This is a genomic window from Psychrobacter sp. NPDC064578, assembly GCF_044901245.1.
Taxonomy (GTDB): Bacteria; Pseudomonadota; Gammaproteobacteria; order Pseudomonadales; family Moraxellaceae; genus Psychrobacter; species Psychrobacter cibarius_C.
Map to the genome: position 1 here is coordinate 33,937 of NZ_JBJDPI010000012.1, position 17,541 is coordinate 51,477.

12 protein-coding genes are annotated in these 17,541 nt (G+C 40.8%); 5 read left to right on the forward strand and 7 right to left on the reverse strand.

From position 1 onward, the window contains the following. Positions 1–112 precede the first annotated feature (112 nt). The 4 genes from clpX to rdgB form a co-directional block, all read right to left on the reverse strand. A complete protein-coding gene (gene clpX, locus ACI2JM_RS12965) occupies positions 113–1,426 on the reverse strand; it encodes an ATP-dependent protease ATP-binding subunit ClpX (RefSeq protein ID WP_404644703.1) in 1,314 nt (437 codons plus the stop codon). Between the two features lie 115 nt (positions 1,427–1,541). After that, positions 1,542–2,246: an ATP-dependent Clp endopeptidase proteolytic subunit ClpP gene (clpP, locus tag ACI2JM_RS12970; RefSeq protein ID WP_404644705.1), complete on the reverse strand. Its 705-nt coding sequence runs from the start codon at positions 2,244–2,246 to the stop codon at positions 1,542–1,544. Between the two features lie 448 nt (positions 2,247–2,694). Continuing rightward, positions 2,695–4,029 carry a trigger factor gene (gene tig / locus ACI2JM_RS12975; protein WP_404644707.1) on the reverse strand — a complete coding sequence of 445 codons (1,335 nt, stop codon included), beginning with the start codon at positions 4,027–4,029 and terminating at the stop codon, positions 2,695–2,697. Between the two features lie 512 nt (positions 4,030–4,541). Further along, positions 4,542–5,195, reverse strand: a complete 654-nt coding sequence (gene rdgB / locus ACI2JM_RS12980; protein ID WP_404644709.1) for an RdgB/HAM1 family non-canonical purine NTP pyrophosphatase — start codon at positions 5,193–5,195, stop codon at positions 4,542–4,544. A 557-nt stretch (positions 5,196–5,752) separates the two neighbouring features. On the opposite strand from rdgB, the gene ACI2JM_RS12985 reads away from it, so the two are divergent. After that, a complete protein-coding gene (locus ACI2JM_RS12985) occupies positions 5,753–6,382 on the forward strand; it encodes a superoxide dismutase (RefSeq protein WP_045448006.1) in 630 nt (209 codons plus the stop codon). A 102-nt stretch (positions 6,383–6,484) separates the two neighbouring features. On the opposite strand, the gene ACI2JM_RS12990 is transcribed toward ACI2JM_RS12985, so the two are convergent. From ACI2JM_RS12990 to ACI2JM_RS13000, 3 genes are read right to left on the reverse strand one after another with little or no spacing between them, the layout of a single operon-like run. Next, positions 6,485–8,284, reverse strand: coding sequence for a DUF262 domain-containing protein (locus ACI2JM_RS12990; protein ID WP_404644711.1), 1,800 nt, complete (start codon positions 8,282–8,284; stop codon positions 6,485–6,487). Between the two features lie 40 nt (positions 8,285–8,324). Then, on the reverse strand, positions 8,325–9,143 hold the full coding sequence (locus tag ACI2JM_RS12995; RefSeq protein WP_404644713.1) for a DUF72 domain-containing protein: 819 nt from the start codon (positions 9,141–9,143) through the stop codon (positions 8,325–8,327). 41 nt (positions 9,144–9,184) lie between these two features. Further along, positions 9,185–10,288 carry a polyprenyl synthetase family protein gene (locus ACI2JM_RS13000; protein WP_404644715.1) on the reverse strand — a complete coding sequence of 368 codons (1,104 nt, stop codon included), beginning with the start codon at positions 10,286–10,288 and terminating at the stop codon, positions 9,185–9,187. 772 nt (positions 10,289–11,060) lie between these two features. Between ACI2JM_RS13000 and fadB the strand changes: the two genes are divergently transcribed. The 4 genes from fadB (at position 11,061) to ACI2JM_RS13020 (ending at position 17,461) form a co-directional block, all read left to right on the forward strand. Next, a complete protein-coding gene (gene fadB / locus ACI2JM_RS13005) occupies positions 11,061–13,220 on the forward strand; it encodes a fatty acid oxidation complex subunit alpha FadB (protein WP_404644717.1) in 2,160 nt (719 codons plus the stop codon). Positions 13,221–13,466: 246 nt separating this feature from the next. Further along, positions 13,467–14,639, forward strand: a complete 1,173-nt coding sequence (gene fadA, locus ACI2JM_RS13010) for an acetyl-CoA C-acyltransferase FadA (RefSeq protein WP_404644719.1) — start codon at positions 13,467–13,469, stop codon at positions 14,637–14,639. Between the two features lie 153 nt (positions 14,640–14,792). Continuing rightward, a complete protein-coding gene (locus ACI2JM_RS13015; protein ID WP_404644721.1) occupies positions 14,793–15,722 on the forward strand; it encodes a hypothetical protein in 930 nt (309 codons plus the stop codon). A gap of 17 nt (positions 15,723–15,739) precedes the next feature. Then, a complete protein-coding gene (locus ACI2JM_RS13020; RefSeq protein WP_404644723.1) occupies positions 15,740–17,461 on the forward strand; it encodes a rhomboid family intramembrane serine protease in 1,722 nt (573 codons plus the stop codon). The last annotated feature ends 80 nt before the right edge of the window (positions 17,462–17,541 follow it).

Sequence of the window (17,541 nt, forward strand, 5' to 3'; positions counted from 1 at the left end):
CATTGGCTGTCATAAAAAAATCATAAGTGAGCAGCCATAAAAAAACGTCTAGCATAAGATATGCTAGACGCCTTTACTTCAATGACAGTTTTAATAAAGCTGATAACAACCGCTAAGCATCTACCGCTATTTGCTCTGAGTCGTCGGTAGAAAAGATGATTTCAGGTGTTTTACCTTCATTAATCACTTGCTCATCGACGATGACAGTCTTGGCATTTTTCATCGAAGGCAACTCGTACATAGTCTCAAGGAGCGCATTTTCAACGATAGAACGCAAACCACGAGCACCAGTCTTACGCGCCATGGCTTTTTTGGCAATTGCATCGAGCGCTTCTTTGGTAAAAGTAATGTCAGCGCCTTCCATATCGAATAGATACTTATATTGCTTAACCAAGGCGTTTTTTGGTTCCGTCAATATCTGCACCAATGCGTCCTCGTCCAGCTCTGTGAGTGCAGCGAGAACAGGAAGACGACCGATGAGCTCAGGAATAAGACCAAATTTGATCAAATCTTCAGGCTCTACTTGTTGCAGTAATTCTGAACTGCGTTTGCTATCATCTTTTGAGCTGACATCTGCATTAAAGCCGATACCGCCTTTTTCTGTACGCTGCTGAATAACCGCATCAAGACCGGCAAACGCCCCACCGACGATGATTAAGATGTTACTCGTATCAACTTGGATCAGCTCTTGCTGTGGATGCTTACGGCCACCGTGCGGCGGAATGGCAGCAACCGTACCTTCGATAAGCTTTAGCAATGCTTGCTGTACGCCTTCGCCTGACACATCACGCGTGATAGACGGGTTGTCGCCTTTCTTACTGATTTTATCAATCTCATCGATATAGATGATGCCTTGCTCTGCTTTACTGACATCATAATCTGATGCTTGCAAGAGCTTTTGCACGATGTTTTCGACATCTTCGCCGACATAACCTGCTTCGGTCAAGGTCGTCGCATCGGCCATCGCAAAAGGCACATCCAGTAGACGCGCCAAGGTTTGCGCCAGCAAGGTCTTACCAGAACCCGTTGGGCCAATCAACAAGATATTGCTCTTAGCCAATTCAACCATGGCATCGTCAGCGCCAATCTTCGCTTTTTTGCTGTCATTGGCTAAGGTTTGGCTAACTTTTAGACGCTTATAGTGGTTATAGACGGCAACTGCTAGTGCTTTTTTAGCAGCGTCTTGTCCAATGACGTATTCATCAAGCTTGGCACGCAGCTCTTTTGGCGTTGGTAGCTTTTTATTGACCCAAGACGTATCAATGTCGCTGTCATCATCGCCATCTTCAGCGCTATCAGCGATTAAATCGGTACATAGCTCAATACATTCATTACAGATATTGGCATCGTCAGCGGCAATCAGCTGCTGTACATCGCTTTTGGCTTTGCCGCAAAACGAGCAATGCGGGGTGTTATCTTCTGCCATAAAAGGCGCTCCTAAAATTTAAAACTTACAAATATTTTGATTTTTTACATCAAAGCCAAAACGTATAACGCTCAGGCTTTTGATGCCCATCAAAGCTTTTGCTCTTATGCGGTAATTATAAAGAAGTAGGGCGGCGCTCTAATACTTCATCAACCAGACCGTATTCTTTGGCTTCTTTCGCATCTAACCAAAAGTCACGCTCAACGTCTTTTTCAATTTTCTCTAATGGTTGACCAGTACGTTCTGCCAAAATCTCATTTAAACGGGCACGCGTTTTTAGAATTTCACGCGCATTAATTTCGATATCGGTTGCTTGACCTTGCGCGCCGCCTGAAGGCTGATGAATCATGACACGAGCATTGGCAAGAGAGTAACGCTTGCCTTTTTGACCAGCCGCTAATAAGAATGAACCCATGCTATAAGCGCCGCCCATACAGATGGTCGATACTTCAGGTTTGATGAAGTTCATGGTATCAAAGATTGCCAAGCCTGCACTCACTGAGCCGCCTGGTGAATTGATATACAAATGAATGTCTTTGTCTGGGTTTTCTGCTTCTAAAAATAGCAACTGTGCGACAATTAGATTGGCCATATGGTCTTCGACTTGACCTGTCAAAAAGATAACGCGCTCACGCAATAGACGAGAGAAAATATCAAACGAGCGTTCACCACGAGAGGATTGTTCAACGACCATTGGCACTAATGCTGCATGCGCAGCTTGAGGGGCGCTTTTGGTATATTGCATGCCTTGTGCGTCATTGTGCGCACTCATCAGCATATCAAAATGTGGGTTGGCAGTGATGCGATCATAATCTGTCATAAAGATGTCCTGTTTATAAGTACATAAAATAAAGGGATTGAAGCTAGCGAGCGGCTACGCTTGTATGGCTGCTCATCATGCTAAATGTTGCCGCTTTTTAATAATATTCGCTGGCTGAAATAATAAGCGCCAGATATCGCTAAAAATAATTGAGCTAATGGTAACTTTTTTATTGAGGCAATAGTAACTTTTTCATGTGAAAAATAATTTTCTATTTATAACATGAGTGCTATTAATAAAATGATTGACTCACTATTAATAAGGCGTCTGTAACCATTTATCAAGGGGCTTGGTTATAAACTGTCCATAAAGATAGCATATAAATCCCCAATAAAAATGCCCTAACACATATGTTAGAGCATTGCGTTAGAGCATTATGTTAGAGCATGTTTAGATTGAGATTAGCAATTTGCCATTGAATGGCAAATTGCTAAGTTATCTCACTAAATTACATGCCTTGCTGCTGTGCAGCTAATAGGTCTTGGTAGCTAACTTCTTTGTCAGTTACTTTACCTTGCTCGATTAAATAATCAACCACTTGGTCTTCTAGTACTACAGACTCAATGTTCGCGCGCTGCTGCTTGTCATTGGTGTAATACTCGATTACTTCGCTTGGATCTTCGTAATTTTCAGCTGCTTCTTTGATGAAGGTTTCAACGCGTTCTTGATCGACTTCTAAGCCTTTGGTATCGATAACGCGAGCAACGATGATGCCAAGACGGGCAGCACGTAGCGCTTGCTCTTCAAATAGCTCATTTGGTAGCATGTCTTTATCGAAGCTATCAGCATTGGCACCGAACTGCTGAGAAAAACGTTGCATCATCATGTTGCGTTGACGCTCGATTTCTTGCTCTAGCATAGCATTTGGTACATCAAACTCGTTCTTTTCTAGCAATGCGTCAAAAGTCGCTTGCTTAACTTGGCTACGAGCCGCGTTTTTGATTTCGCGTTCCATGTTTTTGCGAACGTCTTCTTTTAACTTCTCAATGCCGCCTTCTTTCACGCCGAATAGCTCAAGGAACTCTTCGTTGATTTCTGGTAGCTTAGATTTTTCAACCAATTTTACATTGATTTTGAACTGAGCTTCTTTACCCGCTAAGTTTTCAGCTTGGTAGTCTTCTGGGAAAGTCACGTCGATAACTTTCTCTTCGCCAGCTTTCATGCCTTTGATACCCGCTTCAAAACCAGGAATCATCTGGTTGCTACCGATAACCAGTTTGAAATCTTCAGCAGAACCGCCTTCGAATTTTTCGCCATCGATAGAGCCTTCAAAGTCAAAAGTTACTTGATTGCCTTTGTCCGCTTTACCTTTTTTCTCAACGAATTCTTCACGTTGCTTTTGAAGGTTTTCGATCATAGTGTCGACGTCTTCTTCGCTTACTTTAGCCGTGTGACGCTCAACTTCGATCTCATTGATACCTTGCACGTCTACTTCTGGGAAGATTTCAACAGTGGCTTGATAAACCAAGAAATCGTCTTCAAGTTTTACGTCGTCGATGTTAGGCATGCCAACCGCGCGGATGTCTTCAGATTTGATCGCTTCAAAAACGGTATCACGGATCACATCGTTTATGACTTCTTGTTGAATGCCAGCACCGTACTGTGAACGGATGTGTGACATAGGGACGTTACCTTTACGGAAACCGTCAATCTTGGCAGTTTTCGCAACTTGGCGAATACGACCTTCGACTTTGTTTTGAATTTTTTCGACAGGTACTTTAACTGTCAATTGGGTTTCTTTATTAGATAGCTTGTTGGTTGTGACTTGTAAATCTGTAGCCATGTTAATTACACCTTTAGGATTAAATAGTACGTTTGATTAAATAGTACTTAGGGTTAAATGGTAATAGACAAACCGCGCCTCAAATTACGGGCGTGTACCATGGGTTGCCGTTGGAATAAATAGGGGATAGCGATAGCGCGCAATGTCAAAGTCAGTACCTTGAGCAATCGCCTTTGGTCACCACTGGCGCTGACTGATACTAAAATGTGGAACGGTTATCTTAGTAATAGGCGCTATCAGATATCAATCATAAACCGTTAATGCACCGCATAATAACGCTTTTTGGTGAATTATACAGACAAATAACGGCTTTCAACAAAATTTTAAAAGTAGAACAGTATAATCTATCTGTTTATTAAAGTAAAAATTATCTCTTTATCGTCAATTCCCTTTGAATCCGCTACATCATCAATCTCGCTTAAACTACGATTTGTACCTCTGCGCTAGACTTTCTTGTATCAGCATTAATAGCTAAAGGAATAAATTGAATCGACTATAGGTTTTAAGGTTATCTACAACGGCAACTGCGCCAATAATTGCTGAATCGCCTGACCACGATGACTGATGATATTTTTATCAGCAGCACTTAAGCTTGCGGCGCTAGCTTGTAACTCTGGCAACCAAAACAGCGGATCGTAACCAAAACCGCCGTCACCATGCGCTGTCTCTAATATCTCACCCTGCCATAGACCTTGCGCGATAATCGGTAGCGGATCATCAGCATGGCGCACCATCGCCAGTACGCAAACAAATAACCCTTTAATAGGCTCGTTCGCGTGTTCAGTACGAATAGGTTGCAAGTCAGCGATGAGCTTGGCGTTATTTTTAGCATCGTTACCGTGTTCGCCAGCATAGCGAGCAGAGTAGATACCCGGTGCGTTACCGAGTGCAGGCACACATAGTCCTGAATCATCAGCAATCGCAGGCATTCCGCTGATACGGCTGGCATGTCGCGCTTTGATAATGGCGTTTTCTACGAAGCTTAGCCCGTCTTCGATTGCATCTTCGATATCAAGCTGTCCTTGCGGGATGATCGTCACATCCAAATCTGCCTCGGCAAACAGCCTTTTAAACTCAGCCAGTTTGCCTTTATTATTACTGGCAAGCACCCATTGATTATCAGGGGTTGATTGGGTAGAGGATCGTGAAGTATTCGTGGTGCTCATAGGGTTATTCCGTTATGTCATTATTAAGAATATGGTTAGTGAAAGTATCATTATTGAAAGTATGGTCAGTTTTTAAATTATAGCTGTCTCTTAATGCCAATTTCATCAGTTTATCAGTCAGCTAAGTGCCTAGCACGATTGGCATGGTAAGGCATTCTGCGCTTAGTCTATAGACAACCAAAGGCTATACTAACAGTGTTATCCATAACATTTGGTAACTGATATTTGTCGCCACTGTTGCTATAATAGCCGCCAAGCTACCGTGAATGATATCTTATGGCTTGTGAATATTAAGTTAATAAATGCTTATGAAGTCAAGCACTTGGCTTTTGAGCAAACTGTAACAAAAGTAAGTTGATTTTGGATTCATAATAATACGTGATACTGTGTTAAACAATAAATGGTATTAAGCAATAACATTCATTTCAAACAATAAACTCAGCCAATTTAGTTCGTTATTTTATAGTGTTTTTTATGATGTAAAAATAGCGTAAAATTCAGTTTCTATAATGAGTTTTTATCAAATGACGGCTAAAAAAAGCAAGGATAAAATAACTATGTCAAACATTACTTTACCAGAGCTACCATACGCAAAAGACGCACTAGAGCCACATATCAGTGCCGAGACGCTAGAGTATCATCACGACAAGCATCATAATGCCTACGTGACTAAGCTCAACGAATTGCTACCAGGTTCTGGTCTAGAAGACAAAACATTGCCAGAAATCATCGTAGCGACTGCTAAAGATGACAGTAAGCAAGGTATGTTTAACCAAGCAGCCCAAGTATGGAACCATACGTTCTATTGGAACTGCATGACGCCAACCAATGGTGGCGGCGAACCTACTGGTGATTTGAAAGCTAAAATCGAAGAAGACTTCGGTAGCTATGATAAGTTCCGTGAAGAGTTCAAAAACGCAGCATTGACTCAGTTTGGCTCAGGTTGGGCATGGCTAGTTGCTGATAAAGTCGGTGGCAAACTGTCTATCGCCAAAACGGCTAACGCTGACACACCACTTGCACATGACCAAATCGCAGTATTGACTTGTGACGTATGGGAACATGCGTACTACATCGATTATCGAAACCGTCGTCCTGACTATGTTGACACGTTCCTAGACAAGCTAGTGAACTGGGACTACGCAAACGCTAAATATAAAGGTCAAGATGCTGGTGTTGAAGAGTAATCTTTAACCACTAAGTATTTGATTGATAAAAAAGGACGCTGCGAGGCGTCCTTTTTTTGGTTTAGATCTGGCAAAGATATGAGGCGAAATTTTGGACGATTCTTAATTTTGGCTATAGCTCGATTCTTTACGAAAAATATCAAAAAAATCAAATTCATCATCTCTAGTAACTTTCTCTAAATGGGATAAGTTTCTTGTATATATATCACCGTCATATCTTTCAGGCTTGTTATTAGTAGAACCTCTAGAAGCTTTAAACAGCAATATTTCTCTATTGTTATATGTAAAAGTAACAAGATTAGTTTTTATTATTTTCTTGAATGTATCAGTAATTGGTTGACGTTCTATCAATTGGAGAATTTTTTTCTCATAGTTTTCGATTGTAGTATGATAAGTTTTTGCTTCCCCATCTATCCCAACTATACAAAATTCATTATATTTGATGTATTCAGATCCAAAGTGTGTCCTATGTGTTATTGCATCGTTTTCCTTATCAGCAACCCCTAGGATTACATAGCAATCGCCAACTTTAGTATTAGTCATAGCGGTTAAAGTTTTTATTATTTTATCAAATGTTCTCTGATTGAAGTCTCCACTTCCGTTGTTTATCTGGTGTAGACCTAATTTAAAGTCGTAGCAAACCTGTTCCGTTTTAGATTCATTTAAGATATTTTCTAAATTTGCAACCCACGAACTTAAGTTTCTGTCAGTTCCAGACCTTGGCTTAAAATGTTTTCGTATTACACCATATATAGATTCAGATAAGCTCTCTCTATCACTTTTGTGCCATTTGCTATTATTGTTGAGAGCTTTAAGGTGCTTGTCATATACGTCATTCAAAGAGTTAGCTAAATTCTTATAGTTTCCTACCTCTAAATTATGAACTATAAGTGCCTTGTAGAAAGCAATAAATATAACTTGGAATACAATAGAAACTTTGCTAGGTCGTTCCTTAAAAATAATATTTTTGAAAATAAGATTATTACTTTCAAATGTTTTTTTGACTATATCAAAAACATGATGGAATTTTCTATAAATTGTTTCGGATCCAGTCTTATTTATTGCTAAGTTAAGTGTTTCACATTCATCCGAGTTAGAATCATAGATGTAGTCCAGATAAGTAGAGGTTGTTCCTGCGTTTTCCGAATCAGCTATATATGAAACTAAATGTGAAACTAGCTCTTCATCACGAGACATCCTGATATTTTCATATGTAATTATTCCATGTTTTGCCCAAAACACTTCGTTCAAGTCAATACCATAGCCTAAGCCTTTAGTGCTAAGGCTTATATTTTTCATATTTTTAAGTTCAACAATATTAGAATGAGAGCTATCTCCGCGTACATATATCGAACAATCACGTATTAAGTCTGGAATTTTTCCAAGTGCACCTGCTTGTCTCAAATCCTGCTTTGATAAAGTTCTACCACCAGTATTTATCCTTCTAAAGCTTTCATCCACTTTTGTAATGTCATTATTATCACATATTGAAAATGGAACTGGGTAGTCTAAAATTATTGAACATAAACTGTTTTCTAAGACTGGATTTTTTTGAGAAAGTGTACCGTTTTCTTTACAAACTTTAGTTTGAGCTACTGATTCTAGGTTATAATATTTTCCATTTACTGGAAACTCTCCTTCAATAAATGAAGTGATTGCATTTAGCCTTTGCATTCCATCTAAGACTTCGAAAGCGCTATCACCATTTGCTTTTGTATGATTTGCAACTATAATCATAGGTATTGGAAAGCCTTGGAGTAAGGAGTCAATGAATTTTTTCTTTTCTTCAACACCCCATACTAACTTGCGTTGATAACGTCTATTAATAATATATTTTCCAGATGAATATTGAGAGTAAATATTCTGAACTGATATTCCTTTGATGCTTAAATTTCCTTGCATATTCCTAATCTCCTAATTGTATTAAAATCGATAATAAATATTACAACACCTCAAACCCAAACTTACCCAACGCTTCCCGCAACATCACAATATTATAATAAGCATGCGCATTAACGGTATTTTGAAAGAAGATATACAGCGTATCAAAATGCTGACGCTGATTGGCAATTGCTTGCGCCCAGTCGTTCATCTCTGCTTTACTATAGCGATAATCATGACGGTCAGCGGCGCTCATCGCATCCCACCAGTTTAGATTATTACCATGCATACGCAGGTAACCAGTTCGCTCGGTAAATATCAATCGTGATGGCGGCAGTCCGCTGACTTTGGGGTAATCGACACTACACCAAATGAGACCTTGCTCGCTAAAGCTATCGACCACTTGCGGGGTATGCCAGCCATTATGACGAAACTCAACGGCTAATGGATAATCCTTAAACCAACTGACGAGATTTGCCAGGTAGAGCCGATGCTCACGAGTACGATCAAAGCCATGTGGGAATTGTAATAATAATGGCGCTAGAGCATTGGCTTCGATAAGCGGGGATAGGGCATTTAAAAATGCTTGCGCATGTTCAGCAGTGCCCTTACGCGCATGAGTGAAGTCCTGATGCAGCTTGACGGCGAACTTCAATTCACTATTTGCTTCGGCATAGGCTTTATTAACCATACCTGCAAAAGCTTTCTGTCCGATAGGCGCATAAAAGGTACTATTAATTTCTACTGCGCCATATTGCTTGGCGTACTCACGTAAGAAGTCCGTTTTCTTTGTGCCAGTTGGATACAGCGTACCGAGCAAATCGGTATCGCTATAACCGCCAGTGCCAAGGTAAATACGCGGGGTAGGGTTACTATCCATGTTGACCACTCATTACCGTTCTTTGATGGTTAAATTTTTGGCTATTTTTTACGTGCCCATAGCCATTCTATTAATGCCAGTAAAGCATCGTTGTTTGCGTCATTGCCAAGCTCGCTACCGCTTGATTCATAAAGACTCAGTTCACGAATGATGGCTGCACGTCCGTCATTAAATAGCGATTGCGCATAGCTGGTCGCGTCTTCGACACCCATCAATTTCACATAGGTAGATTTATCTAGTTTCTCATCGCTGCCAGCAGGTTTGCCAAGGGTATCGGTGCTAGTCGTCACATCTAAGATATCGTCTTGTACTTGAAAGGCGAGACCAATATGCTGGGCGCACTCTTGTAATGCCATACGCTGCGGAGCGGTCGCACCAGCACAGATGCCGCCCATAAGCATAGCGGCTTCAATCAATGCACCTGTTTTATCACGGTGGATAGCTTCTAGATCGCTTTGTGAAATATTAGCACTAGCCTCAGCATTCAGGTCAAGCATTTGACCTGACACCATACGTCTGGCACGCGGCGCAAATATTGCGATAAGCTGGCTAGCGATGGCTGAATCAAAAGGTGCAAAGGTTGGCAGCTCTGCAGTCAATACTTCAAAGGCGAGCGTCTGTAGCACGTCGCCAGCGAGTAGGGCGGTCGATTCTTCAAAGACGATATGAGCGGTCGGCTGACCACGGCGCAGCTCATCATCGTCCATACAGGGCAAGTCATCATGTACCAATGAATAGGTATGCAGCAGCTCCACCGCCAATGCCGCACGGCGCGCCATATCATAATCGGAGTCGTTTTCTAACAGAGCTTCCAAACCATCAGCGTTAGCCATGCTGTTTTTATTGTCAGTGCTTTTATCTGTATTTTCATTGTCATTAGCATTGCTTTGATTAACACTATCAAAGGCACTGGCAACCAATAACGGACGCACCAATTTACCTTGACCGGTCATCACATAACGACAGGCATCAAGCAGCGGGCTTGGCAGGTTGGCAAAAGCAAACAGCACGTCGATATCTTGTGACAGTTGCGCCCGTACGGCGCTGTGAAATTGCTCGGTGTTGTTATTAAAGCTAGTAAAAGATACAAGTCTTGAAGGCATAAGGCTTTCAGGTATAAAGCTTGGCGTAGAGGAAACAGTCATAACCCAACCATTTATCAGGTGAATAATAAAAATATCGCTAGTGTAGCATGATAGATTATATAGCTTATGGGCTGAGCATCATCAATGCCATATTTTTGGCAGCTTACTATTAAAAATTCGATTAAGCACACCGAAATAATGCAACAAGCCCTCGTTACGTATTGGTGATTTAACTTAGTCAGTGGATATGTTTTGATAAAGAATCACGTTAAGCGTGTGACGGCGGGTGACGATAAGCATCTGTCATTATAATCTTTAAAAGACGAATTTTTAGTATACAATTTCAGTATACAAACCGTCACTTAAAGCACATTACTAGTCAGGTAAAGGGCTGCTGCTGATTTAAGAGTGACTTGTGAGTATGGTATTAGCTTGTGACAGTTAGGGGCATAATCCCCTACACTAATTGGCGTAAAAATGATCTGATGATTTAGGGCTGGAGGTTTGCGTGCTTATTTCAGCGAAAAATTTGCTCAACTCTCAGTCCATATTTTTAATGTTAGTATGTTCAATATCAGTACTGGTCACAATATATATAAATGAAGCGCCGTATTCACTTGTGCTAACGCGGTAATATTAAGCATAAAAAATGAATATATAACCATGAGCGCTGGATAATAAAGACATCTTCACTGCTTACTCTATACTGACTTTATAACACAGTATATTGGCAGTGTTATTACTCGTTTTTCTAACAATAACTGGCTATGACCTTTAATTTTAAAACTTTTAATTTTAAAACTAGCTTTCGTTATATAGCAAGGAGTTCCAAATGGTATACCAAGGAAATCGCATCACGGTGACAATGCTAGAAGATGGCATCGCCAACATGCAGTACAACGCCGAAAATGAGAGCGTGAATAAGTTTGATGCTGAAACCAATAAGCAATTTGGTGAAGCGGTTACTGCTTTAGAAAAAGCCGACGACGTCAAAGGTTTAATCGTGACCTCAGGCAAAGGCGTCTTTATCGCTGGTGCTGATATCACAGAATTCGTTGGCTCTTTTAAAAAGCCAGAAAGCGAGATTAAAGATTGGGTCGTAGGTATCAATGACGCCTTTAACCGCTTTGAAGACCTACCTTTCCCGAAAGTAGCGGCTATCAATGGCGCGGCGCTTGGCGGTGGTTGTGAGATGACTTTGGTTTGTGAATACCGCGTCATGAGCGACAAAGCCATCATCGGTCTACCAGAAACCCAACTGGGTATCTTCCCAGGTTTTGGTGGTACGGTTCGTAGTACGCGTGTGATTGGTATCGATAATGCGCTTGAGCTGATTGCGACTGGTACACCAAAGAAACCACTTGATGCCCTAAAACTGGGCTTGGTTGATGCGACTGTTGCTGCTGATGATTTGCAAGATGCTGCTATTGATTTGGTCAAAAAATGTATCTCAGGTGAGCTTGATTGGAAAGCGAAGCGTGAAGAGAAGCTGAATCCAGTTAAATTAAATCAGCTTGAGCAAGCGATGGCGTTTAACAGCGCTAAAGGTATGATCTTTGCCAAAGCCAATCCTAAACAATATCCTGCGCCAGCACTGGCTATCGCTGCGATGGAAAAACACGTTAACTTACCACGTGATAAAGCAATCGAAGTAGAAGCGGCTGGTTTTGCAAAAGCGGCGAAAACCCCACAAGCAGAAAGCTTGGTCGGTTTATTCTTAAGCGATCAGTTGGTTAAAAAATTAGCCAAACAGCACAGCAAAAAAGCACATGAAATCAATGAAGCGGCCGTACTAGGCGCAGGCATCATGGGCGGCGGTATCGCTTATCAAGCAGCCAGCAAAGGCTTGCCAATCATCATGAAAGACATCAAGTCTGAGCAATTAGACCTTGGTATGGGCGAAGCCAGCAAATTACTGGGTAAAATGGTCGATCGCGGCAAAATGACCCCAGCAAAAATGGGTGAAACCTTAAGCCGTATCCGTCCTACTTTGAATTACGGCGATTTTGCTGAGACTGATATCGTTATCGAAGCAGTGGTAGAAAATCCAAATGTGAAGCGTGCGGTACTAAAAGAAGTTGAAGGCTTAGTAAAAGACGATTGTATCCTAGCGTCAAATACCTCAACCATCTCTATTACTTTCTTGGCTGAAGCACTTGAGCGTCCAGAAAACTTCGTTGGTATGCATTTCTTTAACCCAGTACACCGTATGCCATTGGTTGAAGTTATCCGCGGTGAGAAATCCTCTGAAGAAGCGATTGCGACTACCGTTGCGCTAGCGTCTAAAATGGGTAAAGTACCTGTTGTGGTTAATGACTGCCCAGGTTTCTTAGTGAACCGTGTGTTGTTCCCATACTTTGGTGCATTTGATTTGCTCCTCAAGCAAGGTGCTGATTTTGCTCATGTCGATAAAGTCATGGAAAAATTCGGCTGGCCGATGGGTCCTGCGTATCTAATCGACGTGGTTGGTTTAGATACGGGTGTTCATGGCGCAGAAGTCATGGCTGAAGGTTTCCCTGACCGCATGAAGCCTGATTATAAAGGTGCAATTGAGCTTTTATATGAAAACAAACGCCTAGGTCAGAAAAACGGCGTTGGTTTCTACAAGTATGAAATGGACAAACGTGGCAAGCCAAAGAAAGTTGCTGATGAAGCCACTTATGAGCTATTAAAAACCACCACTGATAGCGACAAACAAACGTTTGAAGATCAAGCAATTATTGATCGCACCATGCTAGCGTTCTGTAATGAAACTGTACGCTGCTTAGAAGATAACATCGTCAGCACGCCATCAGAAGCTGATATGGCGATGATTATGGGCGTTGGTTTCCCGCCATTCCGCGGTGGACCTTGCCGTTATATCGACCAAATGGGTCTAGATAACTACTTGGCACTGTGTGAAAAATACGCGTACCTTGGCAAAGCCTATGAAGCCCCGCAAAAGATTCGCGATATGGCAGCAGCAGGCGAGACCTTTTACGCCACAGCGTAATGGGTAGTCATTACTAGGATGAAGTGCCGTACGTTTGCTGTTTAGGCTGAGAAAAATTAATTTATCACTACTCTTTAGTAGCAAGGTTCTTTAATGGCAAGCGTACGATTATAGTTAGTTTTATTTAGGGCTAGTACAAGGAAATCGAGCGCAGAGGTACGTATTGTACTTCAAGTGAGATTGACGAAGTAATAGCATTGAAATGGGCTGACTACACTGACAATAAAAATTGAAAAGGAAGATAGTATGACAATTTTAAGTCCAAAAGACGTGGTCATCGTAGATGGCGTACGCTCAGCGATGGGTAAAACCAAAAACGGTATGTTCCGCCATGTCCGCGCTGATAGCATGTCTGCTGAATTGGTTCGTGCATTGGTTGAGCGTAATGACTTTGACCCACGTGACGTCGAAGATATCATCTGGGGCTGTGTCAATCAGACACTAGAGCAAGGCTTGAACATCGGTCGTAACATCGGCTTGCTAGCTGGTATTCCAAAGACTGCTGGCGGTCAAACCGTTAACCGTCTATGCGGTTCATCTATGCAGGCGCTACATACTGCTGCGGCGCAGATCATGACCAACCAAGGTGATGTGTTCATCATCGGTGGTGTAGAGCACATGGGTCACGTCGGCATGATGCATGGCGTTGATCTCAATCCTGAAGCATCAAAGCATTATGCAAAAGCGTCAAACATGATGGGCTTAACTGCTGAAATGCTGGGTCGCATGAATAATATCACCCGAGAAGAGCAAGATGCCTTTGGTCTTGAGTCGCATCGCCGTGCATGGGCTGCGACCACCGAAGGTCGTTTTGATAATGAAATCATCGGTATCGAAGGTCATGACGAAGCGGGTCGCCTGCAACTATGTACTGTCGATGAAGTGATTCGTCCTGATGCCACGATGGATCAAATGCAAAAGCTACGTCCAGCCTTTGATCCAGTAGGCGGTACAGTAACTGCTGCGACCTCATCTGCATTATCTGATGGTGCATCAGCGATGCTAGTCATGAGCGCGCAAAAAGCCAAAGAGCTAGGTCTTAAACCTCGCGCTCGTATTCGTAGCATGGCGGTTGCTGGTTGTGACGCCGCTATCATGGGTTATGGTCCTGTACCTGCGACGCAAAAAGCACTTAAGCGTGCTGGCATGAGCATCGATGATATGCAAACCATCGAGCTAAACGAAGCCTTTGCAGCGCAAGGTTTGTCAGTACTAAAAGCCTTGAACTTGACGGACAAGCAAGACATCGTCAACATCAATGGTGGCGCGATTGCATTAGGTCATCCACTAGGTTGTTCAGGTGCGCGTATCACGGTTACGTTGCTTAACGCCATGGAGCAGTCAGATACTGAAATCGGTCTAGCGACGATGTGTATCGGTCTTGGTCAAGGTATCGCGACGATTATTGAGCGTGTGTAATTTTTATCTAATCTCCAAATAGCAGTAAATATTAATAAAGCTGATATTTGTTGATTAAACTTGTACTAATGCCTTGTAAAATGAGCGTCTCTCACTTAATGTTGGAGGCGCTTTTTTTTGGTTTAAGTCATAGTAATGAAAGGTAGAGTATAAATGGCACATCATAAATCGTCAGATAAGAGGCGCTTAGATTTAGAGGTGTTTAAGTTAAAAATGCGCTATGTTTTCCTTCCTTTTTTAGGTTTTAGTATTGGCGCCATTTTATTCTACAACATCATAAGATGGATGTTAGACATCTGTCTAGGGATATGGCCTCTAAAAGATACGGTCTGGAATTTAATTCTTCCAATAATTATCAGTGTTATTTTAGTGCTTGTCATAATGCGATCAAGGATTCGACTGCTACGATTTGAATTATTTGATGATAATAGCGCTAATGTATTTTACTTGGTGATGATACTTGCTTTATTTCCGCCTATATCAATCAGTCAAGCTTACTTATATGAAGCAGCATATGACATTATTGATATAAGTAATATAAGTGATATTAAATTATATCCAAAACAAAAATACTTCCAATTTGATAATAAAAGTATTGAGAAACAAGGGGTTGTTTCTTACTTCAATACTAGGGAGATGGGGAAATCTAGACAAGAGTTAAAAATATACTTATATTTTGCCACTCCTTTTTATGGAGATAAAGATATCTGGTGGGGACAGGCTTTTACTAAGGTTATTGATAATAACCTCAACGAAAAAGAGAAAGTTCAACAAATAGAAAATTTTAAAAGGATTTCTAGACAACAATATGCAAATGAAGAGATATCTACTGCTGATTATTTTGAAAAATTGCAAAACTCAGATACTAAGTATGGTTATTTAGAAGCGATTAGATTGTCAGGTCAGCAACATATTAATGACCCAATAATACTTGTATCTCAGTTGAGCACACTTAACGAAAAAACATATAAAGAGTTAGCAAAATTCTTTAGGTTTTTTATCATTGGCATGTTTATTTGCTTACTATTAGTCTTAAAAGCAACGATTGATAAAAAAGCATTTCAACAGTTTAAGGTACGCTAGATTAGTGGTGATAGTGCATGGATGATAATAATAAGCAAAGCCAGTATAGGTATAAGGATAAAAATAGAAGCAGAAACAAAAAAAGAGTAAGCAAAAGGGATAAACAGAAGCGAATACAAAGCCTAAGCGCTAAAGAATCGATCAAACTAAAACTAAAGCAAGTATTCTTGCCATATTTAGGTCTTAGTGTCCTGACCATTCTGCTTTTTGGGGCTTTACGCTGGTTGCTAGATATTTATCTAGATATTCTACCTTTAAAGGAGGGCTATTGGGATTTTGGTATTCCTTTTCTGTTATCTGTTTTAGGCGTTAGTATTTGGATGTGGCCGAGGTATGAGCTTTTAACCTTAAAATGGGTTAAGCGCAGTAGTTCAGGCTACTTTTTTATAACGATGGTTCTAGCATTAGTGATACCGCTCGTTCTCAGCCAAAACTATTTGTCTAAAGCGGCTTACGAGGTCATTGAAGTAAATAGCTTGAATGATATTCGTCATTATCCAAAGCAAAAGTATTTCAGAGTAAATGATTTTGAGCCACTCAAATTAGAGAGCGTTTCTTATATAGAAACACAAGTAATCAGTGGACGAAATTTTGACTCAACATTGCATATTGATTATTACATTGCGACGCCATTTATAGCCGCTGAGAATATTTGGCTAGGTTCTAGCTACCACACGAAATACGATAATCGTGCAGACCAAAGTATTAAAGACAGTCAATATTCAGCATTTATTAACGACTCGCGCCATAAGTACGAAGCCAAAGACCTCTCTACTATCAGCTACTTTAAGAAACTTAAATCATCAAATAGCAGAAATGCTTACTTACACACGATTTCTACGGCTAATAGGCAATCTAATTTGCCACCCTTGATATTGAAGCCAGAAACAGGATTACTTGCTGATAGCTTAGATCGTGATTTTGTTTGGGGATTTGGTTCGTTTTTTATTGGTATGGTGCTGTGCTTGTTGCTCGTTCTCGCAGCAGAGTTTGATAGTCAAGAAAAGAAAAGTACGCAAAAACATATACAAAAGCGAAAGCATATACAAAAGCAAAAGCCTGTGAAAAAACGAGCACCAGTAAGTGATGTATCAAAGAGCCTAGTAGTTTGGTTTAAAAATAATAAAGAGCGACCTGCGACGTTGGTGTTAATACTGACCTGTATAGGTGCATTTATACTGACCGTATTCATGGGTATGGATATCATTGATCCTTTATCTAGACAGGTAAATAGTGTAGGTGGGTTGACGATGGACGCGCTGCAAGCAGGTAAGCATTGGCGGGTAGTGACATCGCTTTTTGTACATGCAGGAATTATGCATTTAGTAATGAGTCTGGGGATGCTTTTTGCGACAGGTTATATTTTGGAAAAAGTATTGGGTCCTATACGTTTTATGATTGCGTTTTTTATATGTGGTATTTTCGCTAATGTTTTAGGGGTGCTATATTTTGATATGGACATGGCAGGTATTTGGGGTGCTACATTTGGCTTGTTTGGTATCGCGATACCGTTGGTGGCCTTTAAGATTTTTAATAAAAAATATCGAGAGCTATTCGGCGGTACTATCGCTGCGATATTAATCATTACTTTAACCAGCATGTTCTTTGCATTTATAAACACGCTCATTTATATGGTGTATTATCTTTTAACCTTGTGTTTTGGTATTGTTTTCGGTGTGGTCATAGTCATGACTCAAAAACAGTCGTTATTAAGGAATGCTAGACGCCATAATATATAGTTATTGGCTACTCTTCATTAAGAAACTATATCAAGCAGTATGAATCAAACGTGATGAATTGTTATTAATCATTATTAGAG